The following is a 25,347-nucleotide window of genomic DNA, read 5'->3' on the forward strand; positions in this document are numbered from 1 at the left end:
CGCGTGGCGTGCGTGGGGCGGCGGTCAGCGGCTGGCGCGCAGCGAGTACAGCAGCGGAACCCTCGGCTGGCCCGGCGGGAACCGGAAGACGCCCCCGCTCTCGCGCAGCGTCGCGAACTGCCCGAACAGCGAGAAGTCCCGCTCGCGGAAGAACTCGATCCGCAGCCCGGCCTCGGCGATCGAGCCGATCACCTCGCCCAGCGTGTGCGGGAACTCCACCGACACCGTCTTCGTCAGCGGCGGCCCGTCGACGTAGGTGTACGGGAGGTCCTCCACGCTCGCCTCGGCCGAGAAGTAGTCGCGCACGACGTGCCGGCCCGTCTCCCCGTCGAGGATCTCCACCACCGGGTGGAACTCCACCAGGTACAGGGCCCCGCCCTCCCGCAGCAGGGAGGCCACCACCCGGGCCCACCGGGTGAGGTCCGGCAGCCAGCACAGGGCGCCCACCCCGGTGTAGACGATGTCGAACCGCTCCCCGCCCAGCGCCTCGGCCGCCCCGTACACGTCGGAGACGACGAAACGGGCCCGGTCCGCCAGCCCGACGTCGGCGGCCAGGGCGCGGGCGGTGTCGATCGCGGCGCCCGAGAAGTCCACGCCGGTGACGTGCGCGCCGCGCCGGGCCCAGGAGAGGGTGTCCAGGCCCATGTGGCACTGGAGGTGGAGCAGGCTCCGCCCGTCGACCTCGCCGATCTCGTCGGGCTCGAAGGACCGCAGCGTCGAGGCGCCGGCCCGGAAGCCCGGCAGGTCGTAGAACTCGCTCGCCGCGTGGACCCGCGTCCGGTCGTCCCAGTTCTCCTGGTTGATCCGCAGCCAGTCCGCCGCCTCGGGTGCCAGCGGTTTCTCCATGCGGATCACCGTAACGCCCGCCCGTCGGGCCCTCCCACCCGTTTTCCCCCGATGCCGTCCCCCCGCCCGGGTTTCCCACGCCGGCCGCGCCGACGGCGCAGCCGGTCCTCCAGCCAGGAGGCGGCGAACAGCGGCGGCAGCACGAGGCAGAGCAGCCACGTCAGGCCGGTGAACGCCTCCCCCAGGAAGCCGCCACCGAGCCCGGCGACGCCGTGGTAGTACCCGACGACCACCGCGACCAGCAGCAGCCAGCCGCCCACCACCGTGCCCGCCACCTGACGGACCAGGCCGGGCCAGCCACGCCGCCACCGCCCGGCGGGGACCCGGCGGGGCGCCCGCCGGCCGGCCGCGCCCGTTGTCCGGCCCGCCGCCCCCGCCGCTCCCGCCCGCAGGCCGAACGCCAGCAGCGCCATGAGCAGCGCGTACCCGGCGCCCATGACGGCCACGATCGTGACGACGTCCACGCCGCCGTGCCCTCCCGCTCTCCCGCTCTCCCTCTCGCCGCTACTCGACGGGGCCGCGCAGCAGGAAGTGCCAGCCGCGCACGAAGGTGTGCCACCCCCACCACAGCCACAGCGCGAAGAGGGCCCACCGCGCCACCGGGTAGCGCATCACCGCGTCCACGGCGTCGCTGAGCGTCGGATAGCCGTCGTCGGAACGGACGAGCCCGACCCCCTCCCACACGAACAGCGCGCCGAACAGCGCCGCCCACACCGCGTAGCCGATCCCCTGGTGCTGTGTCAGCTGGGTCATGGCCCGATCGTCCGTCACGCCCGGCGCGCCGCCACGCCTGCGACACGCCCGCGACACGCGCCACCGGGTGTCGTGTCGGGCCCGTCAGGACGCGTCAGGACGCGTCGCGGAAGGCGTGGGGCGCGATCCCGGTGACCTTGCGGAAGACGCGGCTGAAGTACGCGCGGTCGTGGAAGCCGACCGCGCGGGCGACCGCCTGCACGCTGTCGTCGCTGCGCTGGAGCCGCTCCTTCGCCCGTCGGATCCGCAGCCGCGTCAGGTACTCCCACAGCGTCACCCCGAGCTCGCGGTGGAAGAGCCGCCCGAGGTGGTCCTCGCTGACCCCGGCGACCTGCGCCACCTGCCAGCGCGAGAACCGGTGCCGGTAGTGCTGCTCCAGGTAGGCCAGCGCGTGCCGGACGGGGGCGTGGCCGCGCTGCGCCACCGGGTCGGTGCGGGCGCGTTCCAGCATCCGGGTCAGCAGCCGCGCGGTCTCCTCGTCGGTGAGCACGTCGCGGCCGAGCAGCACGAGCGCCGGGTGGCGCTCGGCGCGCCGCGCGTCCTGCTCGGTGAAGCCGCTGGCGCTGAGCATCAGCACCGGCACGGAGCCCACGCCCGGCTGGCCCGTGGCCTCGCTGAGCCGCTCGACCAGCTCGAAGCCGTCCATGTCGGCGAGGGCCCGGTCGACGATCAGCAGCCCGGGGTCCTCCTCCTCGAACAGCGCGCAGGCGGCGGTGCCGTCGGCCGCGGCCCGCACCGGGCGGCCGGGCAGCACGCCGGTGAGCAGCGCCCGCAGGCGCTCGCGCGAGGCCGCCGAGCCGTCGGCGATGACGGCGGGCTCGGCGAGGCCGGAGGGGCGGGAGGCGTGCAGCGCCTGCCCGAGGTCGCGCGGCTCCTCGCCCGGCACGGGGCCGTAGAGGAGGAACGGGGTGTGGCGCAGCGCCGGGTGGTCGTGGAGGCGGCGCAGCGTGGCCCACTCCTGCGGGGTGGCGCGTTCGGTCTGCCAGACGACGGCGGCGGGCCCCGCGCCGCTGGTCAGCGTCGCGACGTCGTCGTCGGGGTGGAGGTGGCGGACGGTCAGGCCGTGGCGGATCGCGAGGGCGTTGACCTCCTCGGGGGTGTGCCCGCCGGCGGCGAGGAGCACCGTGCCCCGGCCCGACGCCAGGGCCTGCGGCGCGGGCGGCCCGCCGGCCGGCTCGGCGGGCGTGGGGAGCGGCAGCTCCAGGTGGAAGCCGGGGGCGGGGTCGCGCAGCAGGGTGACCGAGCCGCCGTGGAGGACGGCGAGGCGGCGGGCGATGGCCAGCACGAGGCGGCTGCCGCGCTCACCGGAGGCGAAGGGCTGGAAGAACCGTTCCTCCTCGCCCGGGGGCCCGGCGGGAATGACCAGGTCGGGGCTGGTGACGCGGACGTGGAGCCGGTCGGCGTCGGCGTCGGCGGCCAGCGCGGTGGCCGGGCCCGTGGCGGCGGTGAGCAGGCCGCCGGTGATCTGCCGCAGACGGGCCGCGTCGGCGCGCAGGGCGGGCAGGCGCGGCGGCAGCCGCAGGCGCCAGCCGGGGCGGGCCTGGGCGGCGAAGGTCCCGGCCAGGAGCGGGCGGGGGTCGAGGAGCCGGAGGCTCAGGTCGAGGGCGTCGATCTCGGAACGGGTCAGGTCCAGCAGGTCGTCGATGAGGCGCAGCAGGCGCCCGGCCTCCTCGGCGGTCGCCGGGTCGCGGTCGCGGGTGGAGCGCAGGATCGCCTCGACGGGGGTGCGCAGCTCGTCGGTGGCGTTGTCCAGCAGCCGGGTCTTGAACTGGCTGGCCCGCTCGGCGGCGTCGCGGGCGCTGCGCACCTCGGTGAAGAGCCGCACACCCTTGAGCGCGGCGGAGATCTGGTCACCCAGGGCGCGGTAGAGCGCGCCCTGGCGGGCGGCGCGCTCGCGCGGGCCGGCGTCGAAGACGACGTGGCCGAGGCGTTCGTCGCCGATGTGCAGGGGCTCCAGCACGGTCGTGCGCCGCGCGGCGGGGGCCTCGTCGCCGCCGTGCCTGTCGCGGCCGTTCATGTCGCCGCCGCGCCCGCCCGCCTCCCGGCCGCCTCGTGCGTCCCGCTCGCCCGTCGGACCGTCGCCCTGGCCGCTCCGCCCGCCTCGCTCGCCTGTCAGCCCGTCGCCCAGCACCAGCCGGTAGCCGGCGACGCCGAGGCCGGGAAGGTGGCGGTCGAGCGCGGCGCGTATCGCGTCGGTGTCCACGGCCGTGGTGAGGGCCGTGCCGAGTTCGCGGAGCCGGCGTGCCTCCTGCTCGCGCGCCCACCGCTCGTACTCCAGCAGCCGCCGGGCCTTGTCGGCCACCAGCAGCCTGGCCTGCCCCAGCAGCCGTTCGGCGCGCGCGTCGCCGTTCCCGGCGGCGCGCAGGCGCAGCAGGGCGCGGTCCCAGGCGGCGGCGTCCTCGGCGGTGTGGATCCAGCCGTCGAGGTGCCGTTCGAGGAGGCCGAGGAAGGCGACGCCGTGGCCGGCGGCGAGGTCGGCGCGGAGCGCGTCGAGGAGCGCGTCGCTGGCCTCGGGCAGCCGCACCGACCACCGGCCGGTCCCGCCGGCCACGCCGGCCACCCCGTCCCCGACGGCCGCGCTCGCGTCGGCGCCGGCCGCGCCGGCCGCGTCCTCCGCGCCCGCGTCGGCGCCCGTCCGGCTGCCCGTCCGGGTGCCCGTGCCGCCGCCCTCGTCGTCACCGCCGTCCGGCTCCCCCTGCGTCACGAGCGGCGAGTGGCAGCCACACGAGCGGCGCGTCACGAGCGTCCCCGGCACGGCGCGGCGGGTCGGCGGCGGCTCGCCGCGCAGCCGCGCGAGCAACGTCTCCACCGCGAGCGCGCCGAGCTCGGCGAACGGCAGGGCCACGGAGGTCAGCGGCGGATCGGCGAGCCGCGCCTCCTGCGAGTCGTTGAAGCTGATGACGGCGACGTCCTCCGGCACGCGCACCCCGCGCCCCGCCAGGAAGCGCAACGCGTCGGCGGCGAGCACGTCGCTACAGGCCACGACGGCGTCGAAGTCCGTGCCCGGCCGCAGCCCCCGCACGTCCACCAGCACGCGCATGGCGGAGGCGCCGGCGCCGTTGGCGAAGTCCACGGAGGCGGCGACCAGGGACCTGTCGTGGTGGATGTGGTGGTGGGCGAGGGCGTCGGCGTAGGCGCGGTAGCGGTTGACGGAGACGGGGTTGGCGAGCGGGCCGCGCAGGCAGGCCAGGCGGCGCCGGCCGTGCGCCCGCACCAGGTGGCTGACGGCCTTGCGCATGCCGGAGTAGGAGTCCAGCAGCAGCGTCTCGTGGTCGGGGTGGTCGCCGAGGGTCCGGTTGAGGCTGACGACGGGCAGCCCGGCCAGCCGTGCGAGCAGCCGTTCGGCCTCCGCCTCGGGGCCGAGCGTCGAGGTCCAGCAGATCGCGCCGTCCAGCCGCCTCGGCCAGCCGCCGCCGGCGGCGCCGGGGCCGGCCCGGCCGTCGAGGCCCGTTGTCGGGACGGCCGTGAGGGCCGCCGTGGAACCCGCCGCGGGAGCCGCCATGGGACCCGCCGCGGGAGCCGCCGTGGGGATCGCGGCGAGGTCGGCGTCGATGAGGTCGTAGAGCCCGTTGCGGGGTGCGCCGCCCGGCCGCAGCGGGTCGCCGGGGAAACAGACGAGGTCGACGTCGTTGCGCTCCGCCGCCTCCAGCACGCCGGCCCACAGCGTGGCGCCGACGCCCAGGTGAATGTTGGCCGTGACCAGCCCGACGGTGGGCCGCCTCGGCGCCCGCGACGTGGCGGGTCCGCGTTCCGCCATGGGGCTGCCTCGCTCCCGAAGAAACGCCTGACGCGTGGCGTCACGTGGCGAGGACGATAGCGACAGGCCGAAGCCCGGACAAGGCCGTCGGCACCACCCAACATCATCGAGCTCCGTCGAACGTCGTCGAGCCGAGTCCGTGTTGGTTGCCTTGTCCGGGCGGGCCTGGGGTGGGACCCCTGGTGGGCGGTCGCGGGGGCGTCAGATGGTGCCGACGCCCGCGCCCGCGGTGACGATGCCGGGGATCTCCGACGCCGGGTCGAGGTCGTAGCCGTAGCTCGGGTTGCTCACCGAGCCGCCCTGCTCGCCCTCGCCGGAGTTGCTGAACTCGTTGTCGCGGGCGACGAGCGAGCCGCCGGGGGAGTCGCCCTCACCGAGGTGGAAGGGGTCCTCGGTGTTCTCGAAGAAGTTGCCCTCGACGAGCACGCCGGCCTCCTGCGTGGAGGCCACGCCGTAGCTGCCGACGCTGTCGTAGTAGTTGTTGTACACGTGCACCGGGTTGCCGAAGCGGACGCGCGGGTTGCGCTGGTTGGTGCCGTCGAACCAGTTGTGGTGGTAGCTGACGTGCAGCCGGCCGCTGTCCTCCGAGCCGTTGTCGTCGTCGTGGCCCAGCAGCATGTTCTTGTCCTGGTCGTACATGTGGTTCCAGGACACGGTGATGTTGTCCGAGGCGCGCTTGATGTCGATGCCGCCGTCGGAGGCGCCGGTGACGTCGTTGTGGTCGATCCAGACGTTCGTGGAGTACTCGACGTTGATGCCGTCGTCGTCGGAGTCCCGGAACGTGAGGTTCTGGATGATGACGTTGTCGGCCTCGCTGACGTTCAGCGTGGCACCGGAGATCACGCCGGAGGTGCCGGAGCCGATGAGCGTCTTGTCCGACGTCACGTCGACCGCGTCGCTCAGCGCGATGGTGCCGGTGACCTCGATCTGGAGCGGGCCGTCGGTCTCCAGCGCCGAGACGAGGGCGTCCTCGCTCGACACCTGGACGACGTCGCCGCCCGCGCCGCCGGTGGTGCCGGCGCCGTAGCCCTCGGGCGAGCCGACGGCGAGCGTCTGCGGCTCCGCCTCCGCGGCGTTGCCGCTCCAGGCGGTGAGCCCGCCGACGGTCGCGGCGGCGGTGACCACGGCGACGGCGCCGCCCAGCTTCAGCCGTGCGCTCGTCCTGCGCATGGGTGGCATGGAAGTCTCCATCCGGTGTGTGGGGGGTTGTGTGGGGGTGCGTGGGGGCGTGCGTGAGCGCTGTTGGGGAGCGCGGGTCGTGGGGGCTGGTGGGGGTTCGTGGGGGAGAACGGAGAAACGAGGTGCTGTCCCGCGCCAGCACCCACCCCATCGCACGGCGATGCTAGGACGAGCGCTGTGGACGATGACGGTGAGTGTGTGGACTTTTACGTCCCCCGGCTCCGTCAGAGGCGGGTGCGACACTGGCCCCATGTGCCGCAGTATCAAGACGCTCCGCCCGCCCATGACGCCCGAGGCCACCGACGAGGACGTCCGCGCCGCCGCCCTCCAGTACGTGAGGAAGATCAGCGGATTCCGCGCCCCCGCCGCGCACAACCAGGAGGTGTTCGACGCGGCCGTCACCGAGATCGCCGAGGCCACCCAGCGCCTCCTCGACGGCCTGCACGTCCGCGGCACGGCCCGCGGCTGACCCCGGGGCGCCCAGGCCGAGAGCAGGCGCAGGGGCCCTGACCAGGGCCCTCACCAGGGCCTGCCCGCTGGATCCTCACGGGCCCCCGGCCGCCCGGCCGAGGCCTAGACCCAGCCGGAGGCCACGCCCCGCGACCTCGCCTCGCCGCCTCCGTAGCACTGCCCACATGGCTCGTGCCGCACCTGCCGCAGCTCCCGGCCTCGGTCGTACACGTACACCTCGCACACCGAGCCGTCGCACCCCCGCGTCGGGCACGGCGCGTTCGCCCGCTGCACCGCCGCGGCGGGCAGCCACCGCGGCACCCACGCACACCGCAGACACGGATACGGGAAGGAACCCTCCTCCCCGAACAGCACGACGACGGTCTTGTCGGCCTCACACGAGGGGCAGGCGTACGCCACGTCTCTCCAGCTCTCCGGATCGGGAACGCGCCACGGAGGGACGACGCGACACGCCGCGTCGTCCCCCGTCCGCACCAACGACCCGGCCAGCCGCCTCACGCCTCTCCGGCGTTCACACCACCCATACGGGTGAAGATCACGGCAAACCTCCGCCGACCATCGGATCGTCCGCCTAGCTTCCCTTCCATGGTCAACTCCGCCCATGAAGCGATGCACCGCATCTTCCAGGAGGATCCCGGAATCTTCGCGCGCGCCTTCCGCGCACGGGGCATCGACTTCGCCGACCCCGAGACGGTGGACGTCATGCCCACCGACCTCACCGAGGCCAAGCCCGTCGAACGTCGAGTGGACACCCTGCTCAGAATCGAGGACACCGAGGGAACGAGATACCTACTGGCCGTCGAGGCCCAGACCCGGAAGGACGACGAGAAGTCGTGGAGCTGGGCCTACTACGTCGCCCATCTCCACGCGCGGTACAAGCTTCCCGTCGTGCTCCTCGTGGTCTGTCGTGACCGCGCCACCGCGGAATGGGCCGGGACCTCCGCCACCCTCGGTCTCCCGAACTGGCCCACGCTCACCCTGCGCCCCCTCGTCCTCGGCCCCGGCACCCTGCCCGTCATCACCGAGCCCGCCATGGCCGCGAAGGACGTGCCGCTGGCCACCCTGGCCGCCATCACCCACAGCTCCCACGAGGCTGTCGGTGCGATACTGAAGGCACTGTCCGCCGCGCTGGAGACCCTTGACCCGGAACAGGCCACTGTCTACGCCGTCCTGGCGGAACTCGGCCTGAACAAGACCCCCGCCGCTCCGCTCTGGAAGGACCTGATGAGCACCGACCTCTCCCTCTTCCGCCACTCCGAACTCATCGGGCGTTTCCTCGCCGAGGGCCACGCCGAGGGCCACGCCGCAGGCCACGCCGAGGGCCGCGCTGAGGGCCGCGCTGAGGGCCGCGCTGAGGGCCGCGCCGCAGGCCACGCCGAGGGTGTGCTCCGCATCCTGGAGAAGCGCGGCGTCGACGTTCCCCCGGAGGTGCGCGAGCGCGTGATGGCCTGCGCCGACGAGGCGACGATCGACGTCTGGTACGACCGCGCCCTGACCGCCACCACCGCCCAGGACCTCTTCGAGAACCCGTAGCCGCGACCGACATCCCCCGACCGGCCTGCTCCGCCTCGCGGCGGGGCAGGCCGTCGTGTGATCACAGGCCGTGGCCAGTGCCGGCGCCGCCGGTCAGGCGAAGGACTCGATGGCCCGCGTCAGGCTCGCGCCACCGTGGCCCTCGGCCACCTGCCGTTCGAAGAGGTCGAGCAGCGGCGCCAGCAGCCGGTCGTCCACTCCCCTCGCACGGCTCGCGGTCAGGATCGCGTCCAGCCCCCAACGGTTGATGTCCAGGCTGGAGGTCTCCGTCGCGTAGTCCCCCGCGTCGATCTCCTCGGCGAACGAGGGCAGCGTCCGGGCCGCCTCGACCAGCCAGCGGACCATCGGGCGGGCGATCTCCGCCGCAGGGACTCCCTCGGTCCGGGCCAGCGCGACGCCGTGGAAGAAGCCGGCGAACATCCCGTACATGGCGCTGAGCACGGCCATGTCCTGCACCGACGCGAGCGTGGGGTCCTCGCCGACGAACACGCCCCCGCCCAGCGCGGCGTCCAGCGTCTCGTGGTGGGCGTCGAAGACCGCCCGGGAGCCGCTGTAGAGCACGAACGCCTCGGGCGTGCCGATGGTCTGGGGGACGGCGTAGACCGCTCCGTCGAGGTAGGCGGCGCCGTGGTCGGCGGCCCAGTCGGCCATCGAACGGGCGGTCTCCGGCGTCCCCGAGGTGATGTTGACCAGGGCGCGGCCCGCGAACGCGTCCGGCCGCGCGTCGACGGCCCGGGTCACGGCGGCGTGCGCGGCGTCGTGGTCGAGGACGCAGACGATGACGAGTTCGCTGGCGGTGACCGCCTCGGCGACGCTGTCGGCTCGACGCGCGCCCTGGGCGACGAGCGGGTCGGCCTTCGCGGGCGTGCGGTTCCACACCGTCGTGGGGTGGCCGCGTTCGAGGAGCGCGAGGGCGAGGGCACGGCCGAGGTTCCCCAGCCCGATGACCGTGACCGGGACCCGGACCCGGGTCGGGGGCGGCGTTGGCGATGGCGTCTGTGTCGCGATGGTGTCGTGCGTGGTGTCCATACGGCGACGGTGACGGCGGGGACTGTGGGTTCGCTGCCGAAGCACTGCCGAACTACTGCCGAGACGCCGCGAACCAGTGCCGCACCACCACGGGTAGGACCCCACCCGGGCCACCGCCGGACCGCCGATCAGCGCGTCGCCCCTGCCGTAGGGTGGCCGCATGCGCTTCGGGGTCCTCGGCCCGCTCGTCGTCTGGGGGACGGACGGCACGCCGGTGCCCGTCCCGGAGCTGAAGGTTCGCGCGCTCCTGGCCCACCTCCTCCTCCATCCCGGCCACCCGGTCTCCACGACCCGCCTCGTCGACCACCTCTGGGGCACGCGCCTGCCCCGCCACCCCGCCAACGCGCTCCAGGGCAGGGTCTCCCAGCTCCGCCGCACGCTGGAGCGGGCCGAGCCGGGGACGGGGCGCAGCCGCGTCGTCTCCGGGCCGGCGGGCTACGCGCTGGACGTCGACCCGGGGCAGGACGTCGACGCGGGTCGCTTCGTGTCCCTGGCGCGGCGGGCGCGGGCCGTCGCCGGGCCCGACCGCCGGGCGGAGCTGGCGGCCGAAGCCCTCACGCTGTGGCGCGGGCCGGCGTTCGCCGACTTCGCGGAGGAGGCCACCGGGGTCTTCGCACGCGGCTCGGCCGTCGAGCGCCTGGAGGAGGAGCGCCTCACCACGCTGGAGGACCTGTTCGAGGCGCGGCTGGAGCTGGGCGAACACCGCGCCCTCGCCGGTGAGCTGGCCGAGCACGTGGCCGCGCACCCGTTGCGCGAACGCCTCCGCGCCCTCCACATGCGGGCGCTCCACCGCGCCGGACGGCAGGCCGAGGCGCTGCGCAGCTACGGCGAGGTGCGACGACGCCTCGCCACCGAGTTGGGCCTCGACCCGGCGCCGGAGCTGACGGCGCTGCGCGACACGATCCTGCGGCACGACGGCACCCCCGCCCCGACCACGCCGACCGCCCCGGCCACACCCCCCACACCGGCCACACCGACCGCACCGCCGACGAACCTCCCGGCTCCGCTGACAGGACTGGTCGGCCGGGACGCCGCCCTCGCCGAGGTGCGCGGCCTGCTGCGCCGCGGCCGGCTGGTGACGCTGACCGGGCCCGGCGGCGTGGGAAAGTCCCGGCTCGCGGTCGAGGCCGCGCGCCGGCTCCGCGAGCAGGACGGGCGGGAGGCCCGCGACGGTGTCTGGCTCGTCGACCTCTCCGGCGTCGAGCCGTCCGCTCTCACCCCTCTCACCCCCTCCGGTCTCACCTCCTCCGGCCACGCCCCGTCCGACGGCGTCGCGGCCGTGCTGTGCGCGGTGACCGAGGCACTGGAGATCCGGGAGGAGGGCGGCACCGACGACGCCCCGGGGCTCGTGGCGTGGCTGACCGGCCTCCTGCGCGACCGGCGGATGCTGCTCGTCCTCGACGACTGCGAGCGGCTCGTCGAACCGGTCGCCGAGGTCGCCGAGGCGCTGCTGCGGGGCGTGCCGGGGCTTCGGGTGCTGGCGACGAGTCGCGAGCCGTTGCGCATCGGCGGCGAGCTGATCAGCCCCGTTCCGCCCCTGGACGAGCCCAGCGCGGCCGCGCTCTTCCTCGCCCGCGCGGGCGTCGCCACGCCGCCCGCCAGCGCCGAGACCGTCGCGCGGATCTGCCGCCGCCTCGACGGCCTGCCCCTCGCGCTGGAGCTGGCCGCCTCGCGCGTGCGGACGCTCGGCCTGCACGGGCTGCTGGCCCGCCTCGACGACCGCTTCAGCGTGCTGACGCAGGGGTACCGCGACGCCCCGGCGCGGCAGCGGACCCTGTACGCGACGCTCGCGTGGAGCTGGGAGCTGCTGGGCGAGGCCGAACGGGCGGTGCTGCGGCGACTGTCGGCGTTCGTGGACGGGTGCGGGCTGCGGGCCGCCGAGGAGGTCTGCGCGGGCGGGGCCGTCGTGGCGGGCGAGGTGCTCGACCTGTTGGGGCGGCTCGTCGACCGGTCGCTGGTGATGTTGGAGGACCGGGTGGACGGGCCGCGGTACCGGCTGCTGGAGTCGGTGCGGGAGTTCGGCGCCGCCCGCCTGCGCGAGGCGGGGGAGGAGGCCGACACCCGGGCCCGTTTCGTCCGCCACCACGTCGGGCTGGTGGAGCGCGCGACGCCGTCGCTGCGCGGGCGGGAGCAGCGACGTTGGCTGGCCCTGCTCGACGCGGAGAGCGGCAACCTTCGCCGCGCCCTCGACCTCACCCTCGACCCCGGCCCTGTCCCCGGCGGTCCGTCCACCCCGCCGGAGGCCGCGTTGCGGCTGGTCAACGGCCTGGCGTGGTACTGGGTGCTGCGCGGCCGCTTCGCGGAGGCGCGGCGGTCGTTCCGCCGTGCCCTGGCAGCCGCCACGGCCGCCACGGCCGACACGGCCGCCGCCCCGACGCCCGACGTCGCGCGGGCCCTCGCCTGGCAGGCCGGCATCCGCCTCCTCGAGTCCTCCGCCCCCGCCCCCGCTCCCACTCCCGTTCCCACCCTCGCCCTCCCCTCCACGAGCGACAGGGCTGACAGGGCCGACGTCGCCCTGGCCCGGTGGTTCCTCGCCTACGCCCAGCTCGGCACCGCGACCGTCGCCAGCGGCGAACACCTCGCGGGCCAGGCCCTCGCCGGCTTCCGCGCCCTCGGCGACCTCTGGGGCGAGGCGGCGTCCCTCAGCGTCCTGGCGCGGCACGCCCTCGCCCGGGGCGACCTCGCCGCCACCCGCGAACAGGGCGAACGCGCCGCCCGCCTCTTCCGCGAACTCGGCGACGACTGGGGCGTCTCCCAGACGGTCTTCCCGCTCGCCTCCCTCGCCGAGATCGCCGGGGACCACGCGCGGGCGGCCGCGCTGCACCGCGAGGGGCTCGCCATCGCCGAGGACCTCGGCCTGTCGGCCGTCGCCGTCCACCGCCTGTGCGGCCTGGGCCGGATCGCGCAGCTGACGGGCGACCACGCCGGGGCGGAGGCGTTCCACCAGCGGGCGTTGGACCTCGCCACCGAGCGCCACTTCCGTCCCGGCCAGGCCGCCGCCGACCTCGGCCTCGCCCTCGGAGCCCGCCGCGCGGGCGACCTGGACGGCGCCGAGGAACGGCTGCGGCGCCTACGCACCTGGTTCACCTCGACGGGATACGGTCCCGGTCTGACGCTGGTCCTGGCCGAACTCGGCTTCGTCGCGGAGCTCAGGGGCGAGGCGGACGCCGCGCTGGCCCTGCACGAGGAGGGGCTGGCCGAGGCCCGGCGGCTGGGCGACCCGCGCGCCGTGGCGCTGGCGCTGGAGGGCCTCGCCGCCGCCCACGCCGCCGCCGGTCGCCACGAGCGGGCCACGACGTTGCTGGCCACCGCCGCCGCCACCCGCCAGTCCGCCGGCGCCCCGCTCCCCCCGGCCGAACGCGGCGACGTGGACCGCACCACCACGCTCGCCCGCGCGGCCCTCGGCGACGACCGCTTCACCTCGACGTACGCGACCGCCCTCCGACGGGGCGCCCCTCGTCCGGACGTTCCTCGTCCGAACGCCCTCCAGCCAGAAGCCCTCCGGCCGGAAGCCCTCCGGCCGGACACCCCGCGACGGGAGGCGGCCCTCCCCGGGCAAGACGAGGGATCGACCGGGGCCGGCGACAACCCCGAGGGGACGCAGGTCCGTCAGGCGAGGTAGACCCCGGTCGGCGCGCGGCGCCCCGAGCCCACGCGCTCAGCGCACGTCCCTCGTGTCAGCCCACGTCCGTCCGGTGTGCCGCGGGCGGGTCCGTGGCGGACACCTCGCCGTGGCGTGCGGGGCCACCGGACGGATGGGCGTGGTGCCGCTCCAACGCCTCGCTGTGTTCGACGAGCGCCGGATAGTCGACGGCGGCCCCCCTGAGCAGGGCCTCGACGGCCTGCGCGGCCTCCTCGTCGCTCAGGTGCCGTCGGCCGAACGTGGCGCGGTAGTGCACCAGGGACCCCACCATGTCGAGGAGCAGCCGCCGGTTGACGTCGGCGCGCAGGTCGCCCCGGGCGATGGCGCGGTCGAGGGTGTGGGCGACGGCCCGGCGGGACGGCTCGATGACGGTCTCCAGGTAGCGGGCGCTGAGCTCGGCGTCGCTGGCGCAGTCGGCGTGGAGCGTGCTCAACACGTCGGGCCGAATGGTGCGGTAGGCGGCGAGGAAGACGTTGAAGCTCTCGGCGATGTCGCACAGGGTGCACCCGGAGTCGGGCGGGGTGGGCACGTCCAGCCGCGTGGCGATGGCAGCCAGGGCGAGGGGGGCCCGCCCGGACCAGCGCCGGTAGATGGCGGGACGGGAGGTGCCGGCGCGTCGCGCCACCTCCTCGACGGACAGGCCCTGGTAGCCGTGCTCGTCGAGCGTCTCCAGGGCCGCCGCGATCACGGCCGCGTCAATGTGCTGGTCACGTGGGCGACCGGTGGTGCCCTTCGCCGCCGAGTTGCGTGCCTCCGCCATGGCCCACCAGGCTACCGGGCGCTTTCGTGACGTTCCGTCACAACGGGGCGACCACGAGCTCGGGTCGCGCCTCCGGCAGCGCATGCGGCGGAGGCGTTGCGTCCCCACCCCGAGAAACGTTACGTTACGACACGGAACGAATCGCCATCCCGCATCCCTCCCAGGGAACGAGGCCCCGCCATGCAGACGAACCCTCCCCCTCCCCAGGACGCCACCGCGCCAACGGTCGCGGAGCGCGCCACCGCACGCGACTGGGCGGGACTGGCGCTGCTCGTCCTGCCCATGCTGATCCTCTCCATCGACCTGACCGTGCTGTTCTTCGCGCTCCCCACGCTCAGCGCCGACCTGGAGCCCAGCGCCTCCCAGACCCTGTGGATCTCGCACGTCTACGGCTTCCTCATCGCCGGGTTCCTCGTCACGATGGGCCGCCTCGGGGACCGCGTCGGCCCCCGCCGCCTGCTGCTGGTCGGCTCGGCCGCCTTCGGCGCGGTCTCGGTGGTCGCCGCCCTCGCGCGCGACCCCGCCACGCTGATCGCGGCACGGGCGCTGCTGGGCGTGGCTGGCGCCACCCTGATGCCGTCGCTGTTCTCCCTGCTGCGCGTGATGTTCCGCGACGAGGGCCAGCGCCGCCTGGCGATCGCGATCATGTTCAGCGCCTTCTCCGTGGGAGGCGCCCTCGGCCCCGTGGTGGGCGGGTTCCTGCTGGAGCACTTCTGGTGGGGCGCCGTCTTCCTGATCAACGTGCCCCCGACGGCGCTGCTCGTGCTCGCCGGCCGACGGCTCCTGCCCGAGCGCACGGAACGCGTCACGACGCCGCTCGACCTGCCGAGCGTCGCGCTCTCCGTCGTCGGCGTCCTCGGCGTCGTCTACGGCCTACAGGAGCTCGCGGCCGGCCACGAGTCGCAGGGCTCGGGGGCCGGTGCGGTCGGCCGGAACCTGGCGGTCGCCGCCCTCGGCGTGCTCGTCCTCGCCGTCTTCGTCCACCGGCAACGGCGGCTGCGCCACCCCCTCTTCGACCTCACGCTGCTCACCAACCCGCGCGTCGGCGCGTCACTGGCGACCCTGCTGCTCGTCGGGGTCGGCCTCGTCGGAATGTTCTACCTCTTCACCCAGTACCTCCAGTGGGCCGTCGGGCTCTCCCCCCTGCGCGCCGGCCTGTGGACACTGCCCTACATCGTGCTGAACGTCGCCGGCGCGATGCTCGCGCCCGCGCTCGGCGCGCGGCTGCGACCGGCCGTCGTCGTCACGGCCGGTCTGGTGCTCGCCGCACTCGGCGCGGCGCTGCTCCTCGCGCTCGCCGACCCGCAGACGCCGCTGGCGCTGCTCGTTGGCGCCCTCTCGCTCGCCGGCCTGGGGCAGGGAGCCGCGATGGCCCTGGTCAGCGACCTGATCATCTCCAGCGCGCCGGTGGCGCAGACCGGCTCGGCCGCCGCGGCCCAGGAGGTGAGCGGCGAACTCGGCACCGCGCTCGGGGTCGCGGTCGGCGGTGCCGTGGGCACCCTGGCCTACCGCGCCGCGCTCCCCGACGATCCGCCGCCCGGCGTGCCGGAGGCGGCGATGGCGGCGGCGCGACCGGACGCCCACGAGGGCGTCACCACGGCCGAACGGCTCACGACGGGCGGCCCGGCGCTCCTCGACGCGGTGCACGAGGCGATCACGCAGGGGCTGCGGGTCGTCGCCGGCGTGGGGACCGCGCTCGTCGCGCTGGCCGCGGTGCTCGTCGCCGTGGTTCTCGCGGGGGGTCGCCGCGGGCACGAGGAGAGCCACGAGTAGAGCAGGGCGGCCACGCGCACCTCGGCGAACGCGCCGTGCGCGTGGCGCACGGCGTGGGGGCGGGAGGGGAGGTCAGCCGCCGCGAGCAGGCGAACAGCCGGCGGCGTCGCGGCACTCCGCCACCGCACACAACGCGAAAGCCCCGTTCCGATCATGGAACGGGGCTTTGACCTGCGCGCTCGGAGGGATTCGAACCCCCAACCTTCTGATCCGTAGTCAGATGCTCTATCCGTTAAGCTACGAGCGCTCAGCGAGACCGTGGCCTCTGCTGGGATGCGGGACCAGCGTACATGACCCTCGCCCGGGGATGAAATCGCTTAGTGCCCGACGCCCGGTCTCCCCCGCTGACCACCCGCTGACCAGCGCAAAGGCCCCGGCCGAGGGGCCAGGGCCTGCGATGGATCCCGTGGATCACGATCATGTGGTGAGGGTGGCGGAGGCTCCGGGATTTGAACCCGGGATGGGGGGTTACCCCAAACCGCATTAGCAGTGCGGCGCCATAGACCAGACTAGGCGAAGCCTCCTCGCACAGCAGCGTGAGCGGCGCGTGCGTGCAAATGATGCCACAGTCCCGCCGGATGCAGCCAATCCGAATCCACTCTAAGGGGGGAACCTCGCGGGTCCTGAGTTGCGGGACGCGCCGCGTACGGGAGCGTTGACAGAGAGGAACGGTCGCCGGCCGTCAGGAGCCGTTCGGGCCGTCCTCGCCCACGCTCACCTCCAACGATTCGGAGCACCGTCATGCCGCTGCGCACCCCGCTGGCCGTCAGTCTGACCGCCGCCCTCACCGCCACCGCCGCCGTCGTCGCCCTGGCCGCCACCCCCGCCGCGGCGAGCGTCGGCACCGAGGGGATCCCGAGCGACCTCCTCCGCCCGGCGCGCTCGCAGACCCACCACCTGATGATCACCGTCAGCGGCGCGGGCGACCAGGACGGCACCTACGAGCTGTCGTGTTCCCCGACCGGCGGCACCCACCCCGAGCCGCGCGAGGCGTGCGACGCGATCGGCCAGGCTGAGGAGCCCTTCGCCGCCACCCCGTCCAACGCCATGTGCACCTATGTCTACGGCGGCGAGGCGACGGCCGAGGTCACCGGCTCCTGGAACGGCCAGCCGGTCCGCGCCACCTTCGACCGGAGCAACGGCTGCGAGATCGCGCGCTGGGACCGCCTCGTGCCGGCGCTGCCCCGCATCGGCGGACACACCTCCTGAGGAGGGAAACGATCAGGGGCAGCATTCCTTCTCGTCGCGGTTTGCGGTTGTTTGGACCACATCAGGCGTGATCGGGCCTGATCACGCCTGAATCGCGTTCTTTCGAAGGGACCATCGCGCCCGGGAGCGCTGCCCGTAGACTCCCCTCAGGACACGCACGGGGTCGTGCGCGAAGCACTCGTGGTCAAGGGAGGAACGACGTCGTGAGCAGCAGGCCAGCGAGGGGCGCTGCTCGCCTCGCCGCCATACTCGACGCGCTGCCTGACGCGTTGTTGCTGGTCAACGGCAACGGCACCGTCGTCAACGCCAACGCCATCGCCGTGGAGACCCTCCAGGCGCCCGGCGCTCCTCTCGTCGGGCGCGGACTCCTGGACATCATCCCGGACTTCGACCCGCGTCGTATCCCGGGGTCCATGCGCCGGCCCGACGACGATCCCACCATCCGCACCAGACCGACGCGCATGGTCGCTCGGCGCACCGACGGCGTCGAGCTCCACGTCGAGGTGACGAGCGCCGGCCTCAACGCGGGTCACACCCCCTACGCGTACGCCTCCTCCATCGAGGCGGCCTTCGCCGACGACTACTCGGGCGACGAACTCCTCGTGCTCGTCGTCCGGGACCTGTCCGGCACCCTCGACACCGAGGCCGAGCTGGTGCGCCAGCAGCGGCAGACGGAGATGATCCTGCGCGCCGCCTCCGAGGGCGTCGTCGGGGTCGACGTCGCGGGCCGGATCGTGCTGGTGAACCCGGCCGCCGCGCAGATCCTCGGCCACCGCGCCAGCCAGCTCGGCGGGCAGGAGCTGCACCCCCTGATACAGCACTCGCGCGCCGACGGCTCGCCGTTGGCGTTCGAGGAGACCCCTCTCCACGACACCCTCCACTCCGGCCGGAAGCACCGCGTGCGCGGCCAGGTGCTGTGGACCAGGGACGGCCGCGCCGTTCCCGTGGACCTCACCACCGCGCCGGTGCGCGACGGCGACCAGCTCGTCGGCGCGGTCCTCGCGTTCACCGACCGCCGGCCCTACGACGCGCTCGCCGCGCGCCACGCCCAGCTGCTGTCGGTCCTCGGCGACTCGCTCCGCGGCCCGTTGGAGGAGCTGCGCGGCGAGCTCGCCGCGCTGGCCTCCGACTCGGCCGGCCAGCTGTGGCCCGAGGCCAACCAGGTGTTGCACCACCTCGCCGCCGGCTACAGCCGGATGTCGACGCTGCTGGACAACGTCCTCAGCTTCCAGCGCCTCGACGAGGGCCTGGAGAAGCTCGAACGGCGCCTGGTCCCGCTGGACGAGGTGGTGGCGACGGCCGTGGAGGGCGCGACCGAGCTGATCGGTCCCGGCCGCGCGCAGATCGCCGTGCACGTTCCGCCGATCGAGGCGGAGGTGGACGCGGAGCGGATGGCGCAGGCGCTGGCGCACCTGGTGGCGGACGTCGCGGGCGTGGACGCCACGGGCCGGCAGCAGGCCACGCCGGGCGGTGCGCCGGGCGGCGACTCCACGATCGTGGTGGCCGCCGCGCAGCGCGGCGAGGTGGTGCGCATCGAGGTGCGCGGGCCCTACCCCGGGGGCGACCCCGTGCACGGGCCGATCGTCCGGGGCATCGTCGGGCAGCACGGCGGCGTGGTGCAGACGCACGACGTGCCGGGCCAGGGCGGCGCCGGGACCTGCACGTACGTGCTGGAGGTGCCGGTCGCGGCCGGTGGGTCCGTCGGTCCGGCCGCCGCCCCGGCGCGCGAGGGCAGCGGGGACACGACGGTGATGCCGGTGCCGTCCCAGCCGGCGCGCGGCACGGCGGCTCCGACGCCGGAGCCGCAGCCGCAGCCGGTGCCGGCGACGGGGACGGGGACGGGCCAGGCGGCCGGGCCGGAGCAGCAGGCGGGGCCGGAGGAGATAGGGCCGGTGCCGGGCGGGGACGACACGTCCGGGCACCACCACGCGCTGGCACCCCAGCCACCACCGCAACCGCAATCACAGCCGCAGCCACAGCCACAGCCACAGCCACTGGGTGAGCAGCCCCAGGCGCCGTCGCCGCAGCAGGGCGAGGCCCCGGCCACCGTGGGGGGCAGCGGGCGCCGCCGCCGCGCGCTGGCCCCGGCCCAGGCCGAGTCGGCGCAGATCCCCGACCAGGCCGCGACGGACCAGCCCACCGGTCGGCGACGCCGTCGTGCCCAGGCCGAGCAGCAGGCCCAGGCGGCCCAGTTGGCCCAGGCGGGCCCGACGCCTCCCGCCCCCGACGGCGGCGCCGGCTCCGCCGCGATCGCCCCGCCCGCCCCGCCCGCCCCGCCCGCTCCCGAGCCGACGGGCGCGGCGGCGTTGGAGCCGGCCCTCGCGGCCTTGCCCGCTCCCTCGCCCGTGCCCGCGCTGGAGGCCGAGGCCGGCCAGGGTCAGCCGGAGGGCCAGCAGGGTCAGCAGGGCCAGGAGGGAACGGCGGAGGGGGAGGAGCCGCCGCCCGTGGCTCATCCGGTGGTGGCCGCGAGCCCGATCCTCGACGGCAGCGCTCCCCGCACGCCGTCCCCGCGCCAGGAGCGGCCGTTGCCGATGCCGGGCAGCGATCGCGGCGCCCCCGATCCCCGCTCGCTCCCCGGCGTGAGCGTGCAGACCCTCGGGGCACGCGTCCCGGTCGCGCGCCCCGCGCAGCCTCGGCCCGCGTCGGCGGCGGCGATCCCCGCCCTGCCGGCGCCCGGCCCCACGCCCACGCGGCGGCGCAAGCTGGCCGCGCCGCCCGCCGAGGACGACCACAGGATCGCGCCTCCGGCGCCGCTTCCGGCAGGCCCCACGCCCGCCGCCGGCGCCCCGTCAGCCCCGGCTCCGGCCCCGACTCCGACTCCCGCCCCGGCGCCACCCCCGTTGCCGCAGCGCGGCGGCGGTCGCGAGTTCGCGATCAGCGCCCCCGCCGCCGACGGCGTCGAGGGCCCGGAGCCGCTGGACGGCCCGAACGGCGCGGTGGAGATCACCGAGGGACACGCCCAGAGCAACGGACGCGGCCTCCTGGCGGGGCCCCAGGGGCAGGGCGTCCCGGGCCAGGGGCAGTTCGCCGGCCAGGCCGCCGCCGAGCAGAGCAGCGGCGGACGCGGTCTGCGGCTGCCCGAGCCGGCCGACGACGAGCTTCCGCCCGAGCCGTTGGACAACCCCAGGCGGCTGCTGGTCTGGCCCGAGCCGGACGTCTCCACCCAGCAGGCCCTGACCGACCGCGGCTACCGGCCGGTGATCGTGCACTCGCGCGAGGAGGTGGACGCGCAGATCGCGGCGTACCCGGCCGCGCTCTTCGTCGACCCGCTCACCGGACCGATCACCCGCACCGCGCTCCAGTCGCTGCGCGCCGCGGCCGTGGCGGCGGAGGTGCCGGTGCTGGTCACGGCCGGCCTGGGCCAGGCGAGCCGCGAGGCGGCGTACGGCGCCGACCCCGCCGTCCTCCTGAAGGCCCTGGCGCCGCGGGACAGCGAGCAGCACCCGCCCCGCGTGCTCCTGGTCGAGGAGGAGGAGGCGATCGCGGGCGCGTTGGCGGCCTCGCTGGAGCGACGCGGCATGCAGGCGGCGCACGCGCCGAGTGACGCCGCCGCGATGGAGATGGCGCAGCAGCTGCGGCCGAACCTCGTGGTGATGGACCTGAACCAGGTTCGGCGGCGCCGCGCCGGCATCATCGACTGGCTGCGGGTCAACGGGATGCTCAGCCGCACCCCGTTCGTCGTGTACACCGCGGCCGAGATGGACCCGAGTCAGCTGCCGCTGCTCGCGTCCGGGGAGACGGTGCTCTTCCTCGCGGAGCGTTCGACCCACCCCGAGGTGCAGTCGAGGATCGTGGACCTGCTGACCAAGATCGGCGCCCAGTAGCGTCCCGGGAGAGGCGCGTCGGCCGGCGGGCGAGCGGCCCGGCGGCGGGCACGCGGACCCGAGGCGGGCGAGGCCCGTCCGGTCCGGCCGGGCCGGGCTCAGGCCGCGATGGCCTGGCGGCTCTGGAGCATCCGGGGCCGGGCCTGGGGCCGGGCGACCTCCGCCAGCTCCGCGTCGTCGCGCAGCTTCGCCAGCGCGCGGGAGACGGCGCTCTTGACCGTGCCGACGGAGACGCCGAGCACCTCGGCCGTCGACGCCTCGCTCAGGTCCTCGTAGTACCGGAGGACGACCATGGCGCGCTGCCGAACCGGCAGCTTGCGGACCGCCCGCCACATCGCGTCCCGCACGGCCTGCTGCTCGGCGGGGTCGGGGTCCGGGAGCGGGTCCGGCTCGGGCAGGTCCTCGACGGCGTACTCGTCGACGCGTCGCTTGCGCCACTGGGAGGTGCGCGTGTTCAGCAGGGCGCGCCGGACGTAGCCGTCCAGGGCACGGTGGTCCTCGATCCGGTCCCACGCCAGGTAGGTCTTGGTGAGGGCGGTCTGCAGCAGGTCCTCGGCGTCACTGGGGTTGGCCGTGAGGGAACGGGCCGTGCGCAGCAGCACGGGCCCGCGGTCGCGCACGTACGACGTGAAGGTGGGCGGCTGCTCCGACCCTCCCGAGGCCGGTGCCGGTGCCTCTGCGTTCCTGGGCGTGGTCATGCCTACCAAACTAGGAGGCATCGCCCCCCGCGCGGATCGGCCAGAGGTCTCGATGAGGCATCCGCCCCAGGGTGTAGAGGGGGAGCGGGGGTCACCTCCCAGAGGTGGAGGCTCCTTCTTCCGGCGCTCAGGGGGACTCAGGGATTCACCTGATGATCACGGTCACACGACCGCGGCGACGGCCGTCTCGGGGACGGCCGGAACGCGGCCACGAAGACGACCGCACGGCCGCACCCGACAGGTGCGGCCGTGCGGCCTGACCCCTTCCGTCACGTCCGTCGACGGCTGGTCCCGCACGCCGTCGACGGACGCCGCTCACCGGCCGCTCACCGGCCGCCGCCGTAGGGGCTCTCGAAGACCACGACGACGTCGTCGTCCGTGTTGTGCTGCTGGATGTGGGGGTCGCCGGAGCCGATGACGTTGGCGCTGTTGTTCTGGTTCGAGCCCGAGCCGCCGGCGGTCTGCACGGTGGCGTTGGAGTTCCCCTCGTGCCCCACCCCGGTGCCACCGACGGTGCCGATGATCGTCTCCTGGGCCCCGGCGGCCGTCGGGTGCATGGCGGCCTGGGCGACGCCCCCCATCACGCCGAACGCCAGGGGCAACGCGGCGAGGGCCGCGAGGGCGCGAGTGGTGCGGATGCTAGCCATTGACTGGGTTCCTCCGTGAATCGGAATCGAGAGTGCAGCGGTCGGAAGGGCGGGTGGCCACCCGCCTTTCCGGAGAGCGCGACGTCGCGCAACCAGAGTTGCCCACGACGGCGACGCGAACGCTGGGTTCCTCGCCGATTCGCCCACACGAGGGACGCGGCCGAACAGGTGTCAGGCGGACTCGGTCAGCTCCTCGATCCGTTCGGCGAAGTCGGCCGCCGGGAGGGGGAGTTCCAGCTCGTCGACGAAGTGCAGGGCGCCCGGCACGTAGTGGAGCACCGCCGCGGCGCGGGCCGTGAGGTAGTCCCCGCCGGGGCCGCGAAGCCCCGTCAGCACGCGCAGGACGAGCCTCGGGCTGCTGCCGTCCTCCTCCGGGTCGCCCTCCGCGTCCCCGTCGTCCGACCAGTCGCCCGGCGGCGGCCCGGGGAGGACCTGCCGGTGCCACAGCTCGGCCTCCCACGCCTCACCGAGCGTCAGGTGGTGCAGGTAGAGGCAGTACGCCGCCGCCGCGTCGCCGGCTCCCGCGGCGAACTGCCACCAGAAGCGGGCGCTGTCCTCGCGGCCCGCGAGCTGGAGCACGCAGCCGAGGACGCGGGCGCCGGCCGGCTGCGGGATGCGCCGCGCGAGGAAGGCCGCCATGTGCTGCAACGCGCCGTCGCGTTCCACGACGGTCCGGCAGAGCATCGTCAGGTGCCGCTCCGCCTCGCTCATCCACCGGGCCGCCGCGCCGCCGACGCCGCCGACGCCGCAGGGGCGGCGGAGGCGGGCCTCCCGGGCCGCGGTGGGCAGGGGCACGACGCCGGGCCCGTGGCCGTGGGGGTGGGGCTGCGCGTGGCCGTGGGTGTGGCCGTCGCCGATGCCCTCCCTGACCTCGTCGTCCAGGCACAGGGCGTCCTGGAGCATCCGGTTCGCCAGGCGGGCCGCGATGCGCGTCTCGGCGGCCTCGATCTCCTGCTCGGAGTACGGACGGGGCCGCAGCACGGCGCGGGCCAGTGCCGCCTCCACCAGTTGCTCAGCGGGTGTCCCCATCGTCGCCCCCCTTCCGTTTCACCTCTGTCACGTCTGTCGCCTCGGGCTGCCTTGCCTGGGGCACGAACGGCGTTGCCCCGCCCGTCTCCTGGTCCAGGCCCAGGGCCTCCTTCAGGCGGTGCCGGGCGTACCGGGCGGTGGAACGGACCCCCGGCACGCTGATGCCGAGGATGTCGGCGGTCTCGGCGGTGGTGTAGCCGATGCAGTACAGCAGCACGATCACGTCGTGCTGCCGCTCGGGCAGCTCCCGGATCGCCTGGTAGATGCTCAGGCTCTCCTCCAGCTCGCCGATGGGATCGACGGCGGTGTGCAGCGCCCTGGTCTCGAACGCCGCGGTGTCCATGACCACCGGCCGGCGGCCTCGGGCGCGGGCGGCGTCGATCGTGCGGTGCTTGAGGATGGTCCAGGCGTAGCCGGCGGGGCTGTCGCGGCTCAGCACCTCCCGCCAGTCGGCGGCGAGCTGCTCGAACGTGCGGTCCACCGCCTCCTCGGCGTCGGCCCTGGTACCGAGGTACAGCTCGGCCCAGCGCACGTAGGCGGGGCGGTAGAGCTGGTGGAAGGCGCGGAAGTCGGCGGGGAGGGGCGAGAGCTGCGCGTTCGACTGGCGCGCGACGCTGGTTCGTGGGATGTCGGGCGACGCGTCGGTCACGGGCGGACCTCCCGGAGCGCGACACCGCCGGCGATGGCGGAGGCCACTAATGCGTTCACGAAAACCCTGGGGTCCTCTCCTGCTCGTCGTCGGGGCGCCGTCGACGGCGTCCCGGGAAGGCCGCGCACGCGCCCTCTCTTCTTATAGCGACCGTCGACGACCTGTCGTGCATCGACGCGACCGAAAACATTCGGAACGGATCTCTTCCGTCCCCTGACACTGATCACTTCTCCAGCGCTTCCGGCCGCTCGGGCCGCTCGAACTGCTCCTGTGGTTCAAGCTGTTCGAGTTGTTCGAGCTGGGCCCGGACGTCCGCGGCCTGGTTCAGGCCCAGGGTCTCGTACAGTTCGAGGGCCTGACCGAAGTGCTCGCGTGCCGCGTCGCGCTCCCCGCGTTCGGCGTGGAAGGCGGCGAGGCGGGCGTGCGCGTCGGCCTGCTCCCTCCGGTTGCCGGCCCCGGTGGCCACGGTGACAGCTTCACGGTACAGCCGAAGTGCCTCGGTGTGGTGGCGCGCGGCGGCGTGGGTGAAGGCCAGGTCGCTGATGCGGGCGGCGAGCGAGTCCGTGTCACCGATGGCGCGGGCCAGCGTGACGGCCTCCTCCTGGTGACGGATCGCGCCCTCGTGGTCGCCCTCGTCGCGGGCGAGGTTCCCCAGCAGGCACAGGGCGTCGGCCTCCACGCCGCGGTAGCCGGTCTTCCGGGCCAGGTCCAGGCTGCGCTCGGCGTGGTCCCTGGCCCGGTCGTCGCGGCCCAGTGTGTGCCAGGTCTCGGCGAGGCCGAGGATCACGTTGGACATGTTGGTCTCGTCGCCGTGCCGCTCGCAGAGCACGGCGGCCTCCTCGATGTACGTCAGCGCCTCCCTGGGCCGGTCCAACCCCATGAGGCAGTAGTGGAGGTTGACCAGGGCGGCGCGGCGCGCCGGCCACGGCCCCTCGGTGCCGTTCAGCTCCAGTGCGCGCTCGAACTGGGTGACGGCGTCCGCGAGTTCGCCGCGCCTGACGAACGTGATGCCGAGGCTGTTGCGCGCGATGGCCTGCCACTCGGGCTCGTCGGCCTCCTCGTAGATGGCGATCGCCCGACGGCTGTGGGACAGCGCCGCGACGTGGTCCCTGCCCGTCCTGCTCACCGACAGCGCCAGGTGCACCCGCGCGTGGGCCTCCGACAGGAGGTCGCCGAGGGCCTGGGCGGCGTGGAGCTCCGCCGTGCAGAGCGCGATCGACTCCTCGCCGTAGCCGGCGATGTCGAGATAGCGCCAGATGGTCTTCGCCAGGTCGATGGTGAAGGCGTGGTCGCCGTGGTGGGCGATCTCCAGGAGGGTGTCGCGTTCGGCGTCCAGCCAGCGCAGGGCCTGGTCGTGGTCGGTCAACGGCGGGGCCTCGCCCGGCCAGGCCGGCGGCTTCGGCCGGCGGTACGCCTCGTAGGGCGCGATGGCGTCCAGGGCGCTGGAGGCGGTGGCCAGGTAGTAGTCCAGCAGGCGGGCCAGGGCCTCGGCCCGCTCGGTGGGGCCGTCGGTCTCGGCGGCGAGCTCGGCCGCGTACGCCCGCAGC

19 protein-coding genes and 2 tRNA genes are annotated in these 25,347 nt (G+C 74.9%); 6 read left to right on the forward strand and 15 right to left on the reverse strand.

Going from position 1 to position 25,347, the window contains the following annotated elements; all coding sequences use genetic code 11:
* Positions 1-24: 24 nt before the first annotated feature.
* From ACTWP5_RS28775 to ACTWP5_RS28795, 5 genes are all read right to left on the reverse strand, one after another.
* On the reverse strand, positions 25-846 hold the full coding sequence (locus tag ACTWP5_RS28775; RefSeq protein WP_443224082.1) for a class I SAM-dependent methyltransferase: 822 nt from the start codon (positions 844-846) through the stop codon (positions 25-27).
* Between the two features lie 5 nt (positions 847-851).
* On the reverse strand, positions 852-1,310 hold the full coding sequence (locus ACTWP5_RS28780) for a DUF6256 family protein (protein ID WP_443224083.1): 459 nt from the start codon (positions 1,308-1,310) through the stop codon (positions 852-854).
* Between the two features lie 40 nt (positions 1,311-1,350).
* On the reverse strand, positions 1,351-1,599 hold the full coding sequence (locus ACTWP5_RS28785) for a DUF6186 family protein (protein ID WP_443224084.1): 249 nt from the start codon (positions 1,597-1,599) through the stop codon (positions 1,351-1,353).
* Positions 1,600-1,693: 94 nt separating this feature from the next.
* Entirely contained in the window at positions 1,694-5,356 is a 3,663-nt protein-coding gene (locus ACTWP5_RS28790) for a substrate-binding domain-containing protein (RefSeq protein ID WP_443224085.1), read from the reverse strand.
* Between the two features lie 201 nt (positions 5,357-5,557).
* Positions 5,558-6,526, reverse strand: coding sequence for a pectate lyase family protein (locus tag ACTWP5_RS28795; RefSeq protein ID WP_443224086.1), 969 nt, complete (start codon positions 6,524-6,526; stop codon positions 5,558-5,560).
* A 259-nt stretch (positions 6,527-6,785) separates the two neighbouring features.
* On the opposite strand from ACTWP5_RS28795, the gene ACTWP5_RS28800 reads away from it, so the two are divergent.
* Positions 6,786-7,004, forward strand: a complete 219-nt coding sequence (locus ACTWP5_RS28800; RefSeq protein WP_443224087.1) for a DUF2277 domain-containing protein — start codon at positions 6,786-6,788, stop codon at positions 7,002-7,004.
* Between the two features lie 104 nt (positions 7,005-7,108).
* Here the strand turns inward: ACTWP5_RS28800 and ACTWP5_RS28805 are convergent, their stop codons facing one another.
* A complete protein-coding gene (locus tag ACTWP5_RS28805) occupies positions 7,109-7,405 on the reverse strand; it encodes a hypothetical protein (RefSeq protein ID WP_443224088.1) in 297 nt (98 codons plus the stop codon).
* Positions 7,406-7,591: 186 nt separating this feature from the next.
* On the opposite strand from ACTWP5_RS28805, the gene ACTWP5_RS28810 reads away from it, so the two are divergent.
* Positions 7,592-8,539: a hypothetical protein gene (locus tag ACTWP5_RS28810; RefSeq protein WP_443224089.1), complete on the forward strand. Its 948-nt coding sequence runs from the start codon at positions 7,592-7,594 to the stop codon at positions 8,537-8,539.
* 93 nt (positions 8,540-8,632) lie between these two features.
* Here ACTWP5_RS28810 and ACTWP5_RS28815 read toward each other — a convergent pair whose 3' ends face one another.
* The gene (locus tag ACTWP5_RS28815) at positions 8,633-9,568 is read right to left on the reverse strand and encodes an NAD(P)-dependent oxidoreductase (protein WP_443224090.1); all 936 of its coding nucleotides are present in this window, start codon (positions 9,566-9,568) and stop codon (positions 8,633-8,635) included.
* A gap of 160 nt (positions 9,569-9,728) precedes the next feature.
* Between ACTWP5_RS28815 and ACTWP5_RS28820 the strand changes: the two genes are divergently transcribed.
* Positions 9,729-13,190, forward strand: a complete 3,462-nt coding sequence (locus ACTWP5_RS28820) for an AfsR/SARP family transcriptional regulator (protein WP_443224091.1) — start codon at positions 9,729-9,731, stop codon at positions 13,188-13,190.
* A 55-nt stretch (positions 13,191-13,245) separates the two neighbouring features.
* Here ACTWP5_RS28820 and ACTWP5_RS28825 read toward each other — a convergent pair whose 3' ends face one another.
* The gene (locus ACTWP5_RS28825; RefSeq protein WP_443224092.1) at positions 13,246-13,971 is read right to left on the reverse strand and encodes a TetR/AcrR family transcriptional regulator; all 726 of its coding nucleotides are present in this window, start codon (positions 13,969-13,971) and stop codon (positions 13,246-13,248) included.
* A 180-nt stretch (positions 13,972-14,151) separates the two neighbouring features.
* Here ACTWP5_RS28825 and ACTWP5_RS28830 point away from each other — a divergent pair, with 180 nt between their 5' ends.
* Positions 14,152-15,744, forward strand: coding sequence for an MFS transporter (locus tag ACTWP5_RS28830; RefSeq protein ID WP_443224093.1), 1,593 nt, complete (start codon positions 14,152-14,154; stop codon positions 15,742-15,744).
* 174 nt (positions 15,745-15,918) lie between these two features.
* Here ACTWP5_RS28830 and ACTWP5_RS28835 read toward each other — a convergent pair.
* Positions 15,919-15,991 (reverse strand) — tRNA-Arg (locus tag ACTWP5_RS28835).
* A 184-nt stretch (positions 15,992-16,175) separates the two neighbouring features.
* Positions 16,176-16,268 (reverse strand) — tRNA-Ser (locus ACTWP5_RS28840).
* Between the two features lie 217 nt (positions 16,269-16,485).
* On the opposite strand from ACTWP5_RS28840, the gene ACTWP5_RS28845 reads away from it, so the two are divergent.
* Both ACTWP5_RS28845 and ACTWP5_RS28850 read left to right on the forward strand, forming a co-directional pair.
* The gene (locus ACTWP5_RS28845) at positions 16,486-16,953 is read left to right on the forward strand and encodes an SSI family serine proteinase inhibitor (protein ID WP_443224094.1); all 468 of its coding nucleotides are present in this window, start codon (positions 16,486-16,488) and stop codon (positions 16,951-16,953) included.
* A gap of 203 nt (positions 16,954-17,156) precedes the next feature.
* Entirely contained in the window at positions 17,157-20,777 is a 3,621-nt protein-coding gene (locus ACTWP5_RS28850; protein ID WP_443224095.1) for a PAS domain-containing protein, read from the forward strand.
* A 98-nt stretch (positions 20,778-20,875) separates the two neighbouring features.
* On the opposite strand, the gene ACTWP5_RS28855 is transcribed toward ACTWP5_RS28850, so the two are convergent.
* The 5 genes from ACTWP5_RS28855 to ACTWP5_RS28875 form a co-directional block, all read right to left on the reverse strand.
* The gene (locus ACTWP5_RS28855; RefSeq protein WP_443224096.1) at positions 20,876-21,475 is read right to left on the reverse strand and encodes a SigE family RNA polymerase sigma factor; all 600 of its coding nucleotides are present in this window, start codon (positions 21,473-21,475) and stop codon (positions 20,876-20,878) included.
* 326 nt (positions 21,476-21,801) lie between these two features.
* Positions 21,802-22,122, reverse strand: coding sequence for a hypothetical protein (locus ACTWP5_RS28860; RefSeq protein ID WP_443224097.1), 321 nt, complete (start codon positions 22,120-22,122; stop codon positions 21,802-21,804).
* A 171-nt stretch (positions 22,123-22,293) separates the two neighbouring features.
* A complete protein-coding gene (locus ACTWP5_RS28865) occupies positions 22,294-23,151 on the reverse strand; it encodes a hypothetical protein (protein WP_443224098.1) in 858 nt (285 codons plus the stop codon).
* Entirely contained in the window at positions 23,135-23,800 is a 666-nt protein-coding gene (locus tag ACTWP5_RS28870; protein ID WP_443224099.1) for an RNA polymerase sigma factor, read from the reverse strand. Before ACTWP5_RS28870 ends, ACTWP5_RS28865 begins: the two co-directional genes overlap by 17 nt.
* A 223-nt stretch (positions 23,801-24,023) precedes the next feature.
* A partial coding sequence (locus ACTWP5_RS28875; protein ID WP_443224100.1) for a tetratricopeptide repeat protein occupies positions 24,024-25,347 on the reverse strand: 1,324 nt, incomplete at its 5' end.

The sequence above is a fragment of the Streptomyces sp. 4N509B genome (assembly GCF_052245655.1).
In the GTDB taxonomy this organism is placed as follows: domain Bacteria; phylum Actinomycetota; class Actinomycetes; order Streptomycetales; family Streptomycetaceae; genus Streptomyces.